This is a genomic window from Corynebacterium sp. 045007, assembly GCF_040743205.1.
GTDB classification, from domain to species: domain Bacteria; phylum Actinomycetota; class Actinomycetes; order Mycobacteriales; family Mycobacteriaceae; genus Corynebacterium; species Corynebacterium jeikeium_D.
Genome location: NZ_JBFLKW010000002.1, coordinates 194,743 through 212,695, shown reverse-complemented (window position 1 = coordinate 212,695; position 17,953 = coordinate 194,743). Strand labels below are relative to the sequence as shown.

The following is a 17,953-nucleotide window of genomic DNA, read 5'->3' as shown; positions in this document are numbered from 1 at the left end:
ATGCGACGTGCTGAAAGGGGTTGGGAACGAAGAAGAATATGCTGGAAATATGTCCGCAATGAACCAGAACAACGAACGTGCAGTCAACGACTCGGATGTTTACGTCAAGAGCCGGCATGGTGTCCCTAGGGATTTCTTCGCCTGTGAGGCGGCGGGGCTGGGTTGGCTGCGCGAGGGCGAACCTGACGGCGGTGCGCGCGTAGTGGATGTGCTGGGCGTGAGCGGGCATGCGCTGAAATTGCGTCGAATTGAGTCGACGGCGCCGAATCCACAGGCAGCGTACGAGTTCGGAAAATCGTTGGCCATTACCCACAATCTGGGCGCTGCTGGCTGGGGTGCCGGCCCCGATGGGTGGGAGGGGCACGGCTACTTCGGTCCACTGGATCAGCCCCTGCAGATGGACCTGACTCCACGGGAGAGCTTCGGTGAATACTGGGCGAAAGGGCGTCTGCTGCCCACACTGGGAAAGTTGGAAAGCTCCTACAATAACCGTCAGCTAGATATCTTTGACCAGCTCATTGACCGGCTCTTGGCTGGAGGTTTCGACAACGAGCCAGACGCTGCGCGTGTCCACGGTGACCTGTGGTGGGGAAACCTCATGTGGGATGCAGACGGCGCGATCTTGATTGACCCCGCAGCGCACGGCGGAGCCCGCGAGGAAGACCTGGCACTGCTGGCGCTATTCGGGGCAACGCACTTCAACGAGATTTTGCGTGGCTATGAAACCGTACATCCCCTGCCGGATTTCGCCGAGAGCTGCGAACTCCATCAGCTCTACGCCGTGCTTATGCACGCGGTGCTATTTGGTGGCGGATACGCCGGGCAGGCGGCGGCAATGGCGGCGAAGTACGTGCGCTAGTTGGCGTTAGCAGCCTCCAGCACGCTAGCCATCTCCAGTAGCTCTGCCTCGCCGCAGCGCACCGCACCGATATTGACGCTGGTGACGGGGAGCTTCGCATTGGGCGTACTGCCGCTAGTTCCCGGCACAGCAATTGGCACGGACACGCTTGCCCACCCAGTCAGATTCCACAGCGACAGCCACGGCGTCCACCGGGTTTGCTCGTCAAAGTCCTCCGACGGCGCCAACGCAGAGAAATGCCCAATACGCGGCGGATCAAACGCCAGCGTTGGTGTAATCACCGCATCGACTTCCCAACGCGACCGAATCGCGCCGGGCAGAGCCATCCGCTGCTGATGTGTCGCCGCCGCCTCCGCTGCGGAAATCTCCTGGCCACAGGCTCGAATCCACTGCACGATCTCGGAGTAGTCCGCGCGCGGTAATTTCGTGGACATTCGCGTGATGGTCCGTCGAAAGATCTCGAACACGTCCGGCCCCGCAGGATCGTAGGGGCTGGGCACTTCCACCACGTCGTACCCGGCGTCGGCAAGACGGTCAGCCGCCGCCCACGCACCGTTTGCCCAGCGCTTATCGACGTCCACCTCAGCATGAAAAGGGCTGACAGTGACACCGATGCGAAGGGGGCGCTGGGGCCGTCGGAAAGCATGCGGGGTTGTGGAAAATGACACCCCGGCCAGCAGTGCTGCGTCATCGACTGTGCGAGTGAGGAAGGCGGGCGTGGAGAGATTTCCACCCGCAATATCATGCGCTGGCTTCAACCCCACGAGGCCGCAGCAGGCGGCAGGCACGCGGATGGAACCGCCGCCGTCAGAGCCCAGAGCTGCGGGAACGACACCAGTTGCGACAGCCACCGCGCTGCCGCCCGAGGAACCGCCGGGAGTGCGTGGCGTGGTATCCGGCTGATTGGACAGCTGATTGGGCGTGGCGAAGTAGGGGTTTTCTGGGGCCGGGTAGCCAATCGGCTCGGTGTAGGCCGTCATCCCGACCTCGGAGGTGTGCGTCGTCGCCGTGAGGACCGCGCCACGAGCCAGCAGTTTCGCCACGGGTTCAGAGGTTTCGGTGGCGGTGAAAGCCAAGTTGGTCGAGCCCATCGTGCATTCGACCCCAGCGATGGTGAATAGGTCCTTAATCGCCACTGGCAGACCCAGGAGGTCACGCGGGAGACCGTGGCTAGCGCGCCGGGCGGGTTCGGATCCGGCAGTGAGGCTGCGCGCGCGGTGGACAGCGTGCTCGGCCAAGGACGTGGCAATGCCGAAACGGGCGGGATTGGTCGCGGCGTCGTCGGCAAGCGTGGCGAATTCCGAAACGATTTCCGATACCGAGATTGCGCCACTGCGCACGGCTTCAGTGAGGGCGCGGGCGGGCATCTCGGAAGAAGAGGTCATGCAATAAGTGTAGAAGCCCTCTACTCTGAGCTTATGACGACGGTTACTTATTTGGGTCCTGCGGGCACATTCACCGAGCAGGCGCTGTGGGACATGGCGCGTGCTGGCGAGATTGATCCGGCAGGGGAATCCGCGGTCAATGCGGTGCCGGTGGATAGCCCCGCGGCTGCGCTTGGAGCCGTGCGCCGAGGGGAAGCGGACTTTGCCTGCGTGGCTATCGAGAGCAGCGTGGACGGTCCCGTTACACCAACTTTTGATGCCCTCGCCGCTGGGCCAGAGCTGCAGGTTTTCCGCGAAACCGAGGTCGGGGTGGTGTTCTCTATCCTGGTCCGTCCCGGTACGACGGTGGAACAGGTGCGTACTTTTACGACACATCCCGTAGCGTATCCGCAGGTCAAACAGTGGGTGGACGCCAACCTTCCGGGCGTGGAAGTTCACCAGGCCAGCTCCAATGCGGCGGCGGCCCACCAGGTCGCCGAGGGCACCCGCGACGCTTGCGCTGCCCCGGCCCGCGCGGGTGAACTGCTCGGGTTGGAGGCGCTGGCTACTGAGGTCGCCGACGTGCGCGGTGCCCGCACCCGTTTCCTGCTGGTGGGGCGCCCCGGCGTGCCGACGCCGCGCACCGGCGCCGACCGCACCTCGGTCTCCTTCACGCTGCCGAACCAGCCCGGCACACTAATGCGTGCCATGAATGAGTTCGCAGTGCGACAGGTCAACCTCACCCGCATCGAGTCACGGCCGACACGCGAGCTTTTCGGCCTCTACCGCTTCTACATCGACTGCAACGGCCACGTTGATGATGCACAGGTTGCCGCGGCTCTCGCGGCACTGCACGAATACGCCGAAGATTTGCGCTATCTGGGGTCTTGGCCAGTCGCTGAGGGCGGTCGGCGCAGCATTATGACCCCGCCACCGGATATTTCCCAGTCAATTGAGTGGGTCGACGCGCTTAAGGAAGGACGAAGGTAAAACATGACACCCGCCGCGCCCGAAAATCCAGTTGGACAGCTGCCTTTCCTCGATGACCGCCCAGACCGCCCTGAATCTGTCATGCCGGTTGATTCCCAGCGCATCATTTTCATCCGCCACGGGCAGACCACCGGCAACATCAACCGCCGTCTGGATACCGCATTGCCGGGCGCACCGCTCACCGACCTCGGTGTGAGGCAGGCGCGCAGTCTGGGACGTCTTTTGCTTCCCGACGTGCACAGAATCGGTGACATCGTCACATCCCATGCCCTGCGTGCCCGCCAGACTGGCGCAGGCGCGGTCGCAAGTCTGCACCACCTGGGAGAGACTTCTGTTCGCATCCGCCATGAGGGTGGCCTCCACGAGGTTCAGGCCGGTGACCTGGAGGGGCGCAATGATCGCGATGCGCACATGGAGTACATGCGCGCTTTCTACCAGTGGCTCAATGGGGAACTGGAGTACCGCCTTCCCGGCGGTGAATCCGGTGCTGACGTGCTGAATCGCTACCTGCCGACGATACAGCAGCTGCTGGAGCAGACAGGAGCGACAGGTGGTGAATCCAAGGAGTCGAAGGAGGGCGGCAACAAGGATGTCGTCATTGTCAGCCACGGCGCGGCTATTCGTCTGATTGGGCAGTATCTGACCGGGGTGAATCCGGAATACGCACTGCGGCACCGCATTGCCAATACTGAGCGAATCGAGCTGGTTCCGAACGCAGCGACCGTCGGCAAGCGTGCCGGCATTGAACCGGGCACGTGGGATGTGCGCCGCTGGGGCGACAGCGAGTTGCCTTAGACAGGCAGCTGGGCGGCGACTGTCACCGCTGGCCGTTATTGCTGGCCTTCCTGAATCTCGCGGCGCTTCTGAGCTGCCAGGCGTAGGCGTTCCGTGCGACGCTTGGATTCCTCTTCGTTGATTTCGTTGAGGAGTTTTTCTTCGTCATCATTGATGTTCAGTGCGGCGCGCCCGATGAGGGCAACAGCCGCAGCGGCGACGAAGCCGAACCACGCGTTGTCGATATCGGTGAAAATCATCAGAACGATAGAGACAGCGACGATGATGCCTGCAGCAGAGTCAACAATGTTGAGCTGGCGGCCCTTTTTCATCAGAGTCTGCAGCTCTTGATCGACACTTTGGTGCTGCGGTTTAGCCGGGGTGCCCTGTGAACTCTCGGGAGAAGTCTCAGCGGGCAGGTCTGCGAAGAGTGTTTGTAGTTGGGAGCGGGTTTTAGCGACTGCGGCAGCTTCGGCGCGCTTGGAGAATTCATCGACATCCAAGTAGCCGTCAGCGAAATGATTGCCGAGACGCTCCATGGCAGCGTTGCGCTCCCTATCGCCGACCCTGATTTCTGGCTTCTCGCTCGAGTTGTCGCTCATAGTTGCCAAGGCTACAGGGAAGAAAGCTGCCGTGAAGAAGTCGAGAGGGGCGAGGCCGTGCAGGAGAGCCGAACTTATCCGTAGCCGAGTCGGTCCAGATCCTCCTCCTCGAGGCCGAAATAATGCCCGATTTCATGCAGGAGAGTGACACGAATCTGCTCTACCAGCTCCTCTTCGGTGTGGCTGATGCGGCAGAGCATGTCGCGATACAAGCTGATTTGGTCAGGCGGACCCCAGTGGTTGTTAGAACGCTCGGTCAGAGGAATGCCCTCGTAGAGTCCCAGCAGTGTGGGCTCGTCGAGGTTATACGGGTGGACCTGGATGATGACCTGATCGAGCTGATCGAGAAACTGCGTCGGGATGCGGTCGATGGCCTCATCGACAAGCGCATCGAACCGCTCCGGGCTAACGTCAACCATTTATGGTGCTGCCTCGCAATGTCCTGTTGTTCTACTGTCCTGCGGGAGCGACTGCGTTATCCACAGCGCCTGCTTCAGCACCAGTACCGTCGGCACCGACCGCACCGACGTCACCTGCGCCAGCGCCAGCGCCAGCGTCACCCTGCTCCTCCCGCAGCGGATTGCGCGGCGGCGGAGCCACGGGCGGCTGGCCGTCGATAGTGAAGGACTCGTTAGCGTGGCCGTTGAGAGTGGAGAACCCGCCCTGGCCATTGTCCTTAATCAACCAGCAGTTCACACTGCGCGAGCCAGCATTGAGCGACTCCTGCGACAGTGACGTCCAAAATGGCAGCAGCGTTGAGTTATACAGCGGGTCGTCACCGCCGAGGTAATTCTGCGCGAGAGTCACACACTGTTCCGCGAGCACATCATTTTGCTCCTGGTCAGTGGGGACGTTGTCACCGAAATGGTCGCGGAGATTGACAATTCCCGTCGACTCCATCAGGTGATCTTCCACGCACGGCACCTGGCGGATGGCGCCGTTTTCATCCAAGGTCACGCAGCGGCCGCCCTCGAACACGCGGGACTGGTCCTGCCCGGCCGCAGGACCGGACATGTGCGCCGTGTTGCCGTCTTCATCGACGACCTGGATACCGCACAGGAAGGTTCGGTCACCCTTTTCCCACTGGCTAGGCGAAGGAATAATCGGCGCCGTGATAAATCGACCGTCCGGATCGTACTGGCCGCCCAGGTATTCAGTCACAGTGTCACGACACACGCCATTTTGCAGAGCCACCAAATTGTCCGCTGTCGGGTAGTTGGCAGTTTTTGCGTATTGCCCCGGATGTTCCTCGTAGTCGGCGAGGTTCAGTTTCTTGGCGACCTCATAAGCGTGTGGCTGCTCACAGGGCACGACGCGGAAGTCAGAAACATTCAAATCTTCTGCCAGATTCCAGTCCAGACAGTTGCCCGCGGTTGCGCTGGTGAACGCCGTCGTCTCCTTGTCGACGATAGTCGTCGTTGTCGACGATGACGCGCTTGCCGACGAGCCCTTGCCCCCAAGTGGCCCACTCGGTGGCTCGATGACTCCCGCTTGCAGCGCGAATGCCATTCCCGCGGCGCCGACCAGCATTGCCGTCGACAAAGCGCGCATTCCCCAGCTTCCACGCGAGTTACGGGAAGCGTTGGCATCGTTGCTGGCTGCGGAGGATGCACCAGCGCTGGCATCTGCGCCAGTACCTGCACCGGAGTCAGTGTCTGTGGCGGCAGCGTGCTCGCGATCCTGGTTCATATTGTCATCAGCCATAGTGACCCCATTGTGCACCGCCAATGAGCCTGTGGACAAGGTAACGCTCTGTCCGAGTTTGCGCTCCGAGTTTGCTCAATAACTTCAGGCACTACAATAGTCCGGTATTTGTTCGCTACCCGAGGACCCGAGTCTTGACCTGGACTGCACTACTCAGCCTGCTGGGCGTCCACATTATTGGTATGGCCTCACCAGGGCCTGACGTCTTCTTAATCCTGCGCCTTGCCACCAAATCCCGAAAGCATGCCATCGCAGCGGTTGCGGGTATCAGTACTGGTGCCACGATCTGGATGACCCTCACAGTGTTTGGGTTCGCAGCTGTCATCACCGCCAATCCTTTGCTGATGGGCGTAATCCAGCTCGTCGGTGGCTGTTATCTCATTTACATGGGTATCAGTATGGCCAAGGCAGGCATCAATACCCTCCGCGAACTGCGCGCCGGTGCCGCACCAGCCTTGGGAAGTGAGGCGCTCCGGTCACCGAAGGCGACGTTCCGCCAGGGTTTTTTCACAAACATGTCGAACCCGAAGATTGTTCTCTTCCTCACGGCAGTGCTTTCACAGTTCATTCCCGCAGGCGCATCCGTGGGGACGCTCGTGCTTTGTACGCTGGTGCTAATCGCCTCCCAAATCGCTTTCTTCCTATTTATCGCAATCGTGGTGTCGACGGATGCCGTCGTCAAGCGAATGGTGCTGGCAGGGCCGTGGATTGACACTGTCGCCGGCGTGATCTTCCTCGTCCTCGGCGCGCTGCTGGTCGCCTCAGGAGCGGAAGCGGCACTCTAGCAAGCCTTGTGCCTGCTTGCCGACGTAAACCAGGTACTCTAGGGGACGTGATTGATCTCAAATTTCTCCGCGAAAACCCTGAAGTAGCCCGCGAGTCCCAGCGCACCCGTGGTGAGGACCCGGCATTGGTCGATCAGCTGCTGGAAGCTGACGCTAAGCGCCGTGAGGTTATTGCCTCCACCGACGCGCTGCGTTCAGAGCAGAAGGGCTTCGGCAAGAAGATTGGTCAGGCGTCGAAGGAAGAGCGCCCGGCCATGCTGGAGAAGGCCAAGGAGCTTTCCGACGCCGTGAAGGCAGCCGAAGCGGAGCAGAAGGAAGCCGAGGCTGAGGTCGAGCGCCTGCAGTACCTGATTGGCAACATCGTTACCGGTGCGCCCGCCGGCGGCGAAGATGACTTTGTCGTGCTGGAGGAAATCGGTGAGATTCCGCAGTTCGACTTTGAGCCTAAGGACCACCTGGACCTCGGTGAGTCGCTGGGTCTTATTGATATGGAGCGCGGCGTCAAGGTCTCCGGTTCCCGCTTCTACTTCCTGACCGGCTACGGTGCCATGCTGCAGCTGGCCATGATGAACCTGGCTGCTCAGAAGGCAACTCAGAATGGCTTCCAGCTGATGGTGCCGCCGGTGCTGGTTCGTCCGGAGACCATGTCGGGTACCGGCTTCCTCGGTGCGCACTCCGATGAGATCTACTACCTGCAGGAAGATGACCTCTACCTGGTCGGTACCTCGGAAGTCGCGCTGGCCGGCTACCACTCCAACGAGATTATTGACCTGTCGGAGGGGCCGCGTCGCTACGCTGGTTGGTCTTCCTGTTTCCGTCGTGAAGCGGGCTCTTACGGCAAGGACACCCGCGGTATCCTGCGCGTACACCAGTTCGACAAGCTGGAGATGTTCTCCTACTGTCCGCCGGAGCAGGCGGAGGCAGAGCACCAGAAGCTGCTGAACATGGAGCGCGAGATGCTGGCCGCGGTCGATGTTCCGTACCGCATCATCGATGTTGCTGGTGGTGACCTGGGTGCATCGGCTGCCCGCAAGTTCGATACCGAGGCATGGGTGCCGACGCAGAACACCTACCGCGAGTTGACCTCGACTTCGAACTGCACGACTTTCCAGGCTCGTCGTTTGAAGACCCGCTACCGCGATGCCGATGGCAAGTCTCAGTACTGCGCCACCCTAAATGGCACGCTGGCCACGACGCGTTGGCTGGTCGCCATTCTGGAAAACCACCAGCAGGCCGATGGTTCTGTGGTGATTCCGGAGGCGCTGCGTCCGTTCATGATGGGCAAGGAAGTTCTCGAGCCGGTTAAGTAGGTTTTCGGGGCCTGGGCTGCGGGTTCCGCGGCTCGGGGCTGGTTGCTCGGTTGTTGGCCGGGGCTGGCATGGGGTCGGCGTGGGGTCGGGCTCGTTCTGCAGAGAAAGTGCCTAAGTTTATGACACTTTTCGGCCAATTTTTGGTTCGAATCTGTCATAAACTTAATCAGTTTCTGGTTGTGGTCGGGTCGGTGAGCTACGAGACGGTCGTTTTGTCCACGTCAAGACCAGTTTTCTATGTGCATGGAGAAAATTCGCGAGAGAGTCTAAGCGGATTTCCTTCAGCTAAAGCCGTTGACTTATAGCTCTTTGTGCTGCAGTACTGCAATTGCAATGCCGAAAAGTACAACGGCGATGGATAATCCAGTGATCACCGGCTGCGGAGCAACACTTTGTCCCGCGAGAACCGCATCGGCTTGTTTCAGGATTCCCGCTGGATTCCATGAATCTGCAGGAGCCCAAGTACTTAAGACTTGTAAGAGCATTCCCGTGCCGACGGCTGCGCCAGCTGCGCCCACCTGAGAAAACGACGCTACACCTACGAGAAATGCGGCAGCCACGACAAGTGCCATTACGACGAACCACGTAAGTAGCGCATAGAAGATTTGCAGAATTTGGACGTCCCCGTAGATTGCGAACGTGATGGCAACGTTGAGTATTGTGGCGATGACGATTGTGGTTGCCGGAATAAGCAGCGCGCAAAGAATTTTGGAGACCATGAATTTCCATCGCGGCACATGACGGGTCAGACTAAATAAGTACGAGCCATCGCTGAGCTCGCTTGCTGCACATGAGCCAGAAACTATAGCTACAACCAGGAGGAACACCTGGTTGAGATCTTTAATCCATTGAGCATGAGCAGTGCTGTACGTCGGTTTAGGTAAGGTGTCAGCGATGGCAGCGAGTTCAGCCCCGCCTAATGTCTGGACAATCTCCTTTAAATAGTGGGCAATGAAAGGCCCCGAAACGGCGAGGAGCAATGCCGCGGTAGCTAGTAATGGGAGTCGCCATGTGCGCAAAATCTCTTCTGCATCTTTGCGTAACAAAGCTGGGAAGACTGCCTCTGTATGAGTCCGCGATGCAGTGGTCCTACACGGTGCGGTGGTAGTTTGAGGTGTCATTATTCTCTTCCGGTAGTCGCAATGAATACTTCTTCGAGGCTGCGGTGCTCTGGCTGAGAGCTTTCGACGACCCAACCGGAATGGTTGATTGCTGACTGCAGCCTTGATGAGGTTGAAGGTTTGTCTTGTGGGCCTGGGGAAACCACTAGATGCAGTCTCTCGCTTGTGGGGGTGAGCAGGTGGTTCAGAGGCCCCTCTGCGACGATTTTTCCGTCGTGCAAAATGCCAACGCGGTCACAAATCTTCTCCGCATCATTAAGTAAATGTGTGGAAAAAAGCACTGTGGCCTGGCCGCGGAGGGCTTTAAGCATAGAGAGAACGTCGTATCGCCCAATCGGATCGAGTGCCGATGTTGGTTCATCGAGGATGAGTAGCTCGGGAGCGTCGATAAGCGCTTGTGCAATTCCCAAGCGTTGACGCATTCCTCGAGAAAAATCCATAACTCTTTGGGACTGTCCTGTGAGTTTCGCGAGGCTGAGCAGTAACTCAACTCGGTTATCGAGCACAGCGCCGCGGAGTCCGCAGAGGCGTCCGCAGTACTTAAGGAATTCGTCAGCTCGCATCCACGGATAGTAACTGGGAACGTCAGGGAGGAAACCGACACGCTTGGCGGTAGTTTTTAGTTCGCCAGAGTCGATGCTGGTCAGTCCTAAAATTGCCCTGATTGCGGTAGTTTTTCCAGAGCCATTGCGTCCGAGAAAACCATAGATTTCGCCGGGCTCGAGTGCGAGTGAAACTCCATCGAGCACAGTCTTTGAACCAAAGGATTTATGTAGGTCAGTGACTTCGAGCACGGTCATTATTCCTGCCTTGAGCTGTGCGATGAGTCGTTGGCATAGATTTTGTTAACGATGTCAGTTGCAGATTCCTGTGATTCTTCGTGGTAGTCAACTGTTTCTGTGCGGCTGAACCCAGTGGTCAGAAAAATAATTGGTCCAATGAAGTTCACGACTATGACGATGACCACCCATGCAGTTTTGGGAAAGTAGCGGATACGTTTTGCGGGGGTGCGGGCCAATACAACCAAAGAAAGTGTCAGCAGTACTAGCTGGACAATTGCGGCGATAATGATTACATACGACGGCATGATCTAAGCCACCCCAGCTTTCTTCCACGTAGCCTTCAGCCCAGCGAAGAGAGGAAGGGCAAGGCATGCGGCCGAAGCCGCGACCGATGCCACGGCAACGCCAGCTCGCACAAATGCTGGATTGGTCTTGGAGTTTTCTTCCGAGAGGACTCCGATCAGCTGAGATGGTGCAATTGTGCTTGCGAGTGCGCCTAGGGACGCAACACGCAGAGTATCTTCGCGGTCATCCGCCTTGAGCAGCGAAGCAGCTGAGAATCCAGCTCCGACCGTAGAAACCACGAAGGGAAGAAGCAAAGTTTCCTTCGGTGCTGTTTTCTGAACTGCCTTGCCGTTTAGCTTCCATTTTGTGTGGACTTCTGCAGGCAACTGCTTCCAGGACATAGCCAGTGCGACGCCGTGCGCAACCGTCACGGCCGCGGGGAGAAGAGCGGTCGCCTGCAGTGCGCGAGCTGGAATTTCAGAGATAACCTCACCGTCAATATCGTCCGGTCGGACAATCCCCAGTTTGGTCGCTACTGCGGCCCAGTTGATGGACCAGCCAAAACCCAACAGGTGAGGCTGGAGGATCCGCGGGTCATCCATGTTCCACAGGGAAACGCGACCGCTTTTGGTAAATACTCGAAGCGGGTTGGAGAGGTACCTGCGCAAGGTGCTTGGTTCACCAACTTGTTCGCCTACGCGATTTGCGTAGTCGGTTGCCGTGCCCAGCTCTTCGGCCAGGTCCGCGTGGACGTCGTTAAGCTCTTGCAGAAGACTCTCCTGCTCGGCGATGATCGCCTTGCGTTGTGCGTGCGATATGCCGATTTCGCGCAGTTTGTGGTCAATGGCAGTGAGGTAGGTGTTCATTGGGGCTCCTCGGAAAATAGTGCGGTCATGTCGGCGGATAGATCGATGAAGTCCTGGTGTAGTTGCGTGAGTGTTTGCTTTCCTTTGGCTGTCAGTGAGTAGTACTTGCGAGGCGGTCCCTTGGGGGATTCCTCCCAGCGATTGCTGATCAAGCCGTTGGTGGTCAGACGCGAGAGTAGGGGGTAGACGGTTCCCGCGGGCGCGCTGAGGTGGGGGTAGGCGTTGAGCTTTGCGACGAGTGCCGCGCCATAGAGCTCTTCGCGAGAAATCAGCTTGAGAATGGCGAGCTCAAGTACCCCTTTCTTCAGTTGTGTCTGTGGACGTTTGGGCATTGCGTGGTGCTTTCTTTCCGGCGGCATGGAGGAATCTGCCAGGCAGAATACTTTTCATACCTAGTACCTTGTAATACCAACTATACGCACAGTAGTTTGTATTGCCAAGTACTGCATGCTTTATACGGCGCGGAGAGGGTAGGGCAAGGAAAATGAGGGGCAATTGTCAGAAGACAATCGCCCCTCATTCCACCGGGTTAGCTCTATGAAGAACTCGTAACTGCTAGGGAGTGGCTCGGTTCTTTTTTAGCATTCAATTAGATACGCGCATCAAGCCAGGCAATAGCCGTCGCAATGGCCTCGTGCTGTGCCGGCTCGTTGAAGGTCTCGTGGAACTGGCCTTCGAACTCGATCAGCTGCTTGTCGGTGGATGAGATGCCGTTGTACCAGTCGCGCGAGAAGAACGGCGGCACAATCTCATCCTGGCCACCCATCATGACCAGGGTCGGCTCAACAAAGTCGACGGAGTTGGTGCCGTTGTAGGTGGCGGCAAAAGCCATCTGCTGAGCCATGCCGAGCGAGAGCTTGGAGTTGTTGTACGGATCAGTTTCGTACTCATCACGCACTGCCTGCGAAGAAGAGGTCTTCGAACCCAGCGGGTTGCCAAGCTGAATCAAGTCGCTGCCGGGTAGTGATGGCACGCGCATCTCGGTGCGGTTCGGCACTTCCTTGAGCATGCGAGTGTTGAATGTGGTCATGTCCTGGAATGGCAGGCGCTGGTAAATCGTCGGCTGCGCCTCGCGCTGGACATCGGTCATGGCCTCTGGGGTGATGGTCTCGCCCTCGTCTGTGCCACCGTAGGGGTTGAAAAGAGCGCCACCACCGTTGGCGACAATGCCATCGACACTGCCCGGGTACTTGATGCCGTGGAAGTCCACGGCAAGGCCGCCCATGGAGTGGCCGAGCAGGAAGGTCTTCGTGCTCGGGTTCTCCGCCTTGGCCTTTTCGACGAGCATGTGCAGGTCATCGACAAGCGAGTGGAAATCATCAATATGGCCACGGGCAACTGGGGTTCCTTCGACCTGGCCCGAGTGGCCGTGCCCACGGTGGTCAATGCGGTACACGTTGTAGCCGGCGTTCAGCAGCTTGCCGGTTACCCACTCGTAGCGACCCAGGTGTTCTGCAGCGCCATGCACGACGACGACAGTGGCTTTGGCATTCGGGATGGTGTTGGACTTCCAGTAAATCTGGGTGCCCTTGCCATCCTGTGAGGTCATGTAGCCGTCGGTGACCGTCACGTGGCGTCCGTCAACCGTAGTGGTTGGTGCCGGGGTGGTGGGCAGCTCGACCATCGCAGTGGACTGCGGGTCAGGAGTTGGCTCCAGTGGGTTCTTGATGAAGTCCGTTGGGGCTGCTGATGCTGCCGGGGTGGCAAGTGCCAGCGTCAGGGCGGTGGTCACACTCGCAGTGAAAAATGATGCGCGACGCATAATTGCTCTTTTCTGTTTTCAATCGAGGAGTGGATGATAGTTATAATAATTTTATTATAACAAACAAGCCCTGAATTTATAATAAAAATAGCCCGGAAAACCGAATAGGTTTTCCGGGCTATTTTTCGGCTCTTACGAGGACTTATTCAGGCTTCGGTGCCTCCTCAGCATCCGTATCCTCGACCCAACCGTAGGTGCGTTCAACGGCACGGTTCCACTGGTGGAACAGGCGATCGCGCTCTTCGGCCTCCATCTTCGGACGCCACTTCTTGTCAATCGTGATGTGAGCCTTGACCTCATCCAGGTTCGACCAGAAGCCAATGCCAAGGCCCGCAGCGTATGCCGCACCAAGGGCCGTGGTTTCAATGTTGTTCGGGCGTGTGACAGCGACATTCAGGATGTCGGACTGGAACTGCATGAGGAACTCGTTCATAGTCATGCCACCATCAACGCTCAGCGTTGTGATGTCCATGTCGGATTCTGCGACCATGGCGTCGAGGACCTCGCGGGTCTGGTACGCAGCAGCCTCCAGTACAGCACGGGCAATGTGGTTTCGGTTGACGAAACGGGTCAAACCGACGATGACGCCACGAGCGTCCGGCTGCCAACGAGGTGCAAAAAGACCGGAGAAGGCCGGCACGATGTACACGCCGCCGTTATCCTTGACGCTCTTTGCCTTGTTCTCAATGGATGCCGCATTCGGAATCATCTGCAGCTCGTCACGCAGCCACTGAACAAGTGCGCCGCCCATGGAGACGGAGCCCTCGAGAGCGTAGACCGGCTTCTCTCCCTCGACCTGGTAGCAGACGGTGGAGATGAGTCCGTGGTCAGACCACTTCGGCTTCTCACCAGTATTCATTAGCATGAACAGCCCAGTGCCGTAGGTGTTCTTGGTGTCGCCCTCGCCGAAGCAGCCCTGGCCGAACATGGCGGCCTGCTGGTCGCCGAGGATGCCAGTAATCGGTCGCTCCGCAAGAGAACCGCGGGCGCGGATACGGCCGAAGTCGCCTACCGACGGTCGGATGTCAGGCAGCATCGACATCGGAATGCCAATTTCACGGCAAATGTCCTCATCCCACTCGAGGGTCTTGAGGTCCATCAGGAGAGTACGGGAGGCGTTGGTGACGTCGGTTGCGTGAACTGCATCTTCGCCGTTGTCGCCCTCTGCGCCACCGGTGAGATTCCACAGCAGCCAAGTATCGATGGTGCCGAAGAGTAGATCGCCAGCCTCAGCCTTTTCGCGAGCTCCCTCGACGTTGTCGAGAATCCAGCGCACCTTCGGGCCAGCTGGGTAGGAGTTGATACGTAGGCCCGTGGTCTCACGCCAGCGGTCAGCGCCTTCATCCCCCATGAGTTCCTTGCAGATCTCATTCGTGCGGGTGTCCTGCCAGACGATGGCATTGTAGACCGGTTCACCAGTGTTCTTGTCCCAGACGACAGTGGTTTCACGCTGGTTGGTGATACCGATGGCATCAATATCCTGGGAAGCAATGTCGACATCGGCGAGAGCTTCGCTGACTACTCGACGAGTGTTGGTCCAAATCTCCTGAGCGTCGTGCTCGACCCAGCCCTCTTCCGGGAAAATCTGCTTGTGTTCCATCTGTGCAACAGTGACGATTTCTGCGTCATGGTTGAAGATGATGCAGCGGGTGGAAGTAGTTCCCTGGTCAATGGCGAGGACGTATTTGCTGTGCGTCATGGGGGATACTCCTAGCGAAATTGTGTGTAAATGTGAGTGTTCAGGCTTGCGATATTTTATTGTGCGATATCTCTCATATTCCCGTTATCCGATGGCAAAGGCAAGAGCGCCTGCAGCCACGGCTGCCAGCATCGGTGCGACAATCGGAACCCATGCATAGGCCCAGTTCGCATCGCCCTTGCCCTTAATCGGGAGCACGAAAGCGTAGGCCAAACGCGGGCCGAGGTCACGAACAGGGTTGATGGCGTATCCGGTCGGGGAACCAAGGGAAAGACCAATCGAGACAATGATGAACGAGACACCGAAGTAGGTCAGCGGGCCAAGCTCGCCGCCGGCTGGGCCGAACAGGATGAATGCGAGCAGAACGAAGGTCGCGATGAACTCGGTGACGGCATTCCAAAAGTTATTTGGGTGAACCGGCGCGGTGAAGAAGTTGCCGCCAGTTTCGGCATTCGCATTGGTTGGGTTGCCGTTGTCGTCGACACCATTGGCATCGAATAGCTGCTTAAACGCGGCCCAGGCCAGGATTGCACCTACGAATGCGCCCAACAGCTGACCTGCGGCATAGTAGGGGACCAGGCTCCAGGCCAGGCTGCCCTTGATTGCCAGGGCAACGGTTACCGCAGGGTTCAAGTGCCCACCGGATACGTCGGCAATCGATGCGCCAGCGAAAACGGCCATACCCCAACCGAAGGCGATGCCCAGCCAGCCAGCGTTTGCTGCGCGAGTAGTCCGGAGGTTGATAGAGGCACAGACTCCGTTACCGAGGAGGATTAGAATGGCGGTTCCGAAAAACTCCCAGAGGAATGCCTGGGATCCTGTGATTGTCTCCATGAGATGTAGAAACTCTCTGTGAGTCGTGACCGGGCGAGGTCACGATGAATCTTGCAACGTAAATTCTTTGGGTATAAGAAATGCCGGCGAGAACGGATTTTTCGCCGGCACTTTTATTTCGACCCCATCAGTCCCTTGAAGTGCGAAGCCGTTTTCCCAAGAGGGAAACCTATTTCGTTGTGGCTACAGCGTTGGTGGCCATTTGAGCACTAACTCGTACGGCCACCGGCGGAGGGGAGGGGCGAACTAGCGGTCGAGGCTGACGTCGACATCCGCGCGAGTTTCCACTGCATGAGCAGCAATCTCGTTAGCGGCCTTGTCAGTCAGCTCACGTTCAGCTGCCAGGGTTGCTTCGACACGCTCGATGAAGACCTTGATCTCCTTCTCCATCGTGTCCTTGTCCCAACCCAGAGCTGGGGCAACCAGTTCAGCGGTGGCCCGGGCGCTGTCGACACCGCGGTGTGCGTACTCCATGGAGACACGCAGGCGGCGCTCCAGGATGTCGTCGAGGTGCATTGCGCCTTCGTGAGTCACTGCGTAGAGAACCTCAGCGCGCATGTACTGTTCGGCAGCCTCTAGCGGCTCGAGCAGAGACTTATCCTCGGCTGCAGGAGCCAGCACTTCGTAGATGAGGGAGCCGTAACGGTTGAGCAGGTGCTCGACCTGCTTCTCGGTGATACCGAACTGCTTGGCCAGGGCTGGCTTCTGGTTGTTCAGTGCGTGGTAGCCGTCAGCGCCGAGCAGCGGGACATCTGCAGTGACGGACTCCGGTACCTTGCGGGGGACGTCCTGGACTGCAGCGTCGATGGTGTCAGCGCCGATGACGCGGTAGGTGGTGTACTTACCGCCTGCGACGGAAACCATGCCCGGGGCAACGTGGGCAACAGCGTGGTTGCGGGAGAGGTTGGTGGTGGAGTCGGAGTCGCCTTCCACCAGTGGCCGCAGACCCGAGTAGACACCGACGATGTCGTCGTAAGTAATTGGACGGCGAACCTTGGCGTTGACGTGATCGAGGATGTAGTCGATGTCAGCGCGGGTAGCTGCCGGGTTGGCCAAATTCATGGTCCAGTCGGTGTCGGTGGTACCGATAATCCAGTATTCACCCCACGGGATAACGAACAGGACGGACTTCTCGGTCACGAAGGTCATTGCCACCGAGCCCTCAAGAGCGGACTTCGGAATAACAATGTGGACACCCTTGGAGGTGTGGACGCGGAACTTGCCCGTGACGCCAGCCAGCTTCTCAATCTCATCGGACCAAATACCGGTGGCATTGACGAAAACGCTGCCGCGGATGGTGGTGGTGGCGCCGGTGTCGGTGTCAAGGAGCTTCGCGCCGACGATGCGCTCGCCTTCCTTCACGAAGTCGACAACCTGAGTGGAGGTGCGGACATCAGCGCCGAAGTGAGCAGCGGTGCGCAGGACAGTCATGGTGTGACGGGCATCGTCAACCAGGGTGTCGTAGTAGCGAACGCCGCCAACCACGGCATCTTCCTTCAGGCCCGGAGCCTGCTTCAGGGTTCCCTTGCGGGAGTAGTGCTTCTGCATTGGAACCTGCTTGGCGCCACCCATGACGTCGTAAAGGAAGAAGCCCGATGCCATGAACGGGCGCTCCCACACGCGGTGGGTCAGCGGGAAGACGAAGCGCAGTGGCTTAACCAGGTGCGGTGCCAGGTGCGACATGGACAGTTCGCGCTCGCGCAGGGATTCAGCTACCAGGCGGAAGTCCAACATCTGCAGGTAGCGCAGACCGCCGTGGAACATCTTGGAGGAGCGGCTGGAGGTACCGCCTGCGAAGTCACGAGTTTCAATGACCGCAGTCTTCAAACCACGGGTTGCGGCATCGAGTGCAGCGCCAGCGCCTACAGAACCGCCGCCGATAATGACGACGTCGTATTGCTCGGTACCGAATTTCTCCCAGGTCTTTTCATGCTGTTCCTTATTTAGAACTGCAGATGGGGCGAGAGATGAAGAGGACGACATTTTCCAATCCTTCCCGGTGGGGGCGTTGATTTTTCGTCGAAGAGAATTTCTCGGCTCACGGCTCAGGTTACCAAAACTCGGCTTACTTGTAAGCGGTAACTTACGGTTACGTAGATATAAACAATGGGTCAAAAAGCCAAGGAAACCCGCCCCAAAATGTTGTCTGGTTTTCCGCAGGTAGATAGGTATGTTAATAGAGGTTTACTACTTTTAGAATGAATACCCATCGGCGG

Annotated in this window: 18 protein-coding genes; 5 read left to right on the top strand and 13 right to left on the bottom strand. The window is 58.4% G+C overall.

From position 1 onward, the window contains the following. Window positions 1–49: 49 nt before the first annotated feature. A complete protein-coding gene (locus AB1Z34_RS02210) occupies window positions 50–859 on the top strand; it encodes a fructosamine kinase family protein (protein ID WP_049193137.1) in 810 nt (269 codons plus the stop codon). Here the strand turns inward: AB1Z34_RS02210 and AB1Z34_RS02205 are convergent. Further along, window positions 856–2,244, bottom strand: a complete 1,389-nt coding sequence (locus AB1Z34_RS02205; protein ID WP_187404956.1) for an amidase — start codon at window positions 2,242–2,244, stop codon at window positions 856–858. The two genes, AB1Z34_RS02210 and AB1Z34_RS02205, sit on opposite strands and share 4 nt — an antisense overlap. 33 nt (window positions 2,245–2,277) lie before the next feature. On the opposite strand from AB1Z34_RS02205, the gene pheA reads away from it, so the two are divergent. Together pheA and AB1Z34_RS02195 are read left to right on the top strand one after the other, a co-directional pair. After that, complete coding sequence (gene pheA / locus AB1Z34_RS02200; protein ID WP_049190938.1) at window positions 2,278–3,213, top strand: prephenate dehydratase; 936 nt, start codon at window positions 2,278–2,280, stop codon at window positions 3,211–3,213. Between the two features lie 3 nt (window positions 3,214–3,216). Next, window positions 3,217–4,008 (top strand): histidine phosphatase family protein, encoded by a 792-nt coding sequence (locus AB1Z34_RS02195; protein ID WP_187404955.1) that lies wholly within the window; start codon window positions 3,217–3,219, stop codon window positions 4,006–4,008. Between the two features lie 35 nt (window positions 4,009–4,043). Here AB1Z34_RS02195 and AB1Z34_RS02190 read toward each other — a convergent pair whose 3' ends face one another. The 3 genes from AB1Z34_RS02190 to AB1Z34_RS02180 form a co-directional block, all read right to left on the bottom strand. Beyond that, window positions 4,044–4,589, bottom strand: a complete 546-nt coding sequence (locus AB1Z34_RS02190; protein ID WP_083296870.1) for a DUF1707 domain-containing protein — start codon at window positions 4,587–4,589, stop codon at window positions 4,044–4,046. A 74-nt stretch (window positions 4,590–4,663) separates the two neighbouring features. After that, on the bottom strand, window positions 4,664–5,008 hold the full coding sequence (locus AB1Z34_RS02185) for a metallopeptidase family protein (RefSeq protein ID WP_016421667.1): 345 nt from the start codon (window positions 5,006–5,008) through the stop codon (window positions 4,664–4,666). A gap of 31 nt (window positions 5,009–5,039) precedes the next feature. Beyond that, entirely contained in the window at window positions 5,040–6,293 is a 1,254-nt protein-coding gene (locus tag AB1Z34_RS02180) for a septum formation family protein (protein WP_367157822.1), read from the bottom strand. Between the two features lie 134 nt (window positions 6,294–6,427). Between AB1Z34_RS02180 and AB1Z34_RS02175 the strand changes: the two genes are divergently transcribed. Together AB1Z34_RS02175 and serS are read left to right on the top strand one after the other, a co-directional pair. Further along, window positions 6,428–7,078: a LysE family translocator gene (locus AB1Z34_RS02175; protein WP_049181857.1), complete on the top strand. Its 651-nt coding sequence runs from the start codon at window positions 6,428–6,430 to the stop codon at window positions 7,076–7,078. 47 nt (window positions 7,079–7,125) lie between these two features. Then, window positions 7,126–8,388 carry a serine--tRNA ligase gene (serS, locus tag AB1Z34_RS02170; RefSeq protein WP_016421664.1) on the top strand — a complete coding sequence of 421 codons (1,263 nt, stop codon included), beginning with the start codon at window positions 7,126–7,128 and terminating at the stop codon, window positions 8,386–8,388. Window positions 8,389–8,687: 299 nt separating this feature from the next. Here the strand turns inward: serS and AB1Z34_RS02165 are convergent, their stop codons facing one another. The 9 genes from AB1Z34_RS02165 to AB1Z34_RS02125 form a co-directional block, all read right to left on the bottom strand. Further along, window positions 8,688–9,434 carry an ABC transporter permease subunit gene (locus AB1Z34_RS02165; protein ID WP_049193142.1) on the bottom strand — a complete coding sequence of 249 codons (747 nt, stop codon included), beginning with the start codon at window positions 9,432–9,434 and terminating at the stop codon, window positions 8,688–8,690. A 74-nt stretch (window positions 9,435–9,508) separates the two neighbouring features. Continuing rightward, on the bottom strand, window positions 9,509–10,309 hold the full coding sequence (locus tag AB1Z34_RS02160; protein ID WP_367157821.1) for an ABC transporter ATP-binding protein: 801 nt from the start codon (window positions 10,307–10,309) through the stop codon (window positions 9,509–9,511). After that, entirely contained in the window at window positions 10,309–10,596 is a 288-nt protein-coding gene (locus tag AB1Z34_RS02155) for a PLDc N-terminal domain-containing protein (protein ID WP_016421661.1), read from the bottom strand. The genes AB1Z34_RS02160 and AB1Z34_RS02155 overlap by 1 nt, the downstream gene beginning before the upstream one ends. A gap of 3 nt (window positions 10,597–10,599) precedes the next feature. Continuing rightward, entirely contained in the window at window positions 10,600–11,442 is an 843-nt protein-coding gene (locus AB1Z34_RS02150) for a hypothetical protein (RefSeq protein ID WP_187404952.1), read from the bottom strand. Further along, window positions 11,439–11,774, bottom strand: coding sequence for a PadR family transcriptional regulator (locus tag AB1Z34_RS02145; protein WP_049190945.1), 336 nt, complete (start codon window positions 11,772–11,774; stop codon window positions 11,439–11,441). The genes AB1Z34_RS02150 and AB1Z34_RS02145 overlap by 4 nt, the downstream gene beginning before the upstream one ends. A 257-nt stretch (window positions 11,775–12,031) precedes the next feature. Next, on the bottom strand, window positions 12,032–13,204 hold the full coding sequence (locus AB1Z34_RS02140; RefSeq protein WP_284857704.1) for an alpha/beta hydrolase: 1,173 nt from the start codon (window positions 13,202–13,204) through the stop codon (window positions 12,032–12,034). A 142-nt stretch (window positions 13,205–13,346) separates the two neighbouring features. Continuing rightward, window positions 13,347–14,903: a glycerol kinase GlpK gene (gene glpK, locus AB1Z34_RS02135; protein WP_101688129.1), complete on the bottom strand. Its 1,557-nt coding sequence runs from the start codon at window positions 14,901–14,903 to the stop codon at window positions 13,347–13,349. Between the two features lie 84 nt (window positions 14,904–14,987). Then, on the bottom strand, window positions 14,988–15,737 hold the full coding sequence (locus AB1Z34_RS02130) for an MIP/aquaporin family protein (protein ID WP_187400677.1): 750 nt from the start codon (window positions 15,735–15,737) through the stop codon (window positions 14,988–14,990). Window positions 15,738–15,983: 246 nt separating this feature from the next. Further along, entirely contained in the window at window positions 15,984–17,720 is a 1,737-nt protein-coding gene (locus AB1Z34_RS02125) for a glycerol-3-phosphate dehydrogenase/oxidase (protein ID WP_049190947.1), read from the bottom strand. Between the last annotated feature and the right edge of the window lie 233 nt (window positions 17,721–17,953).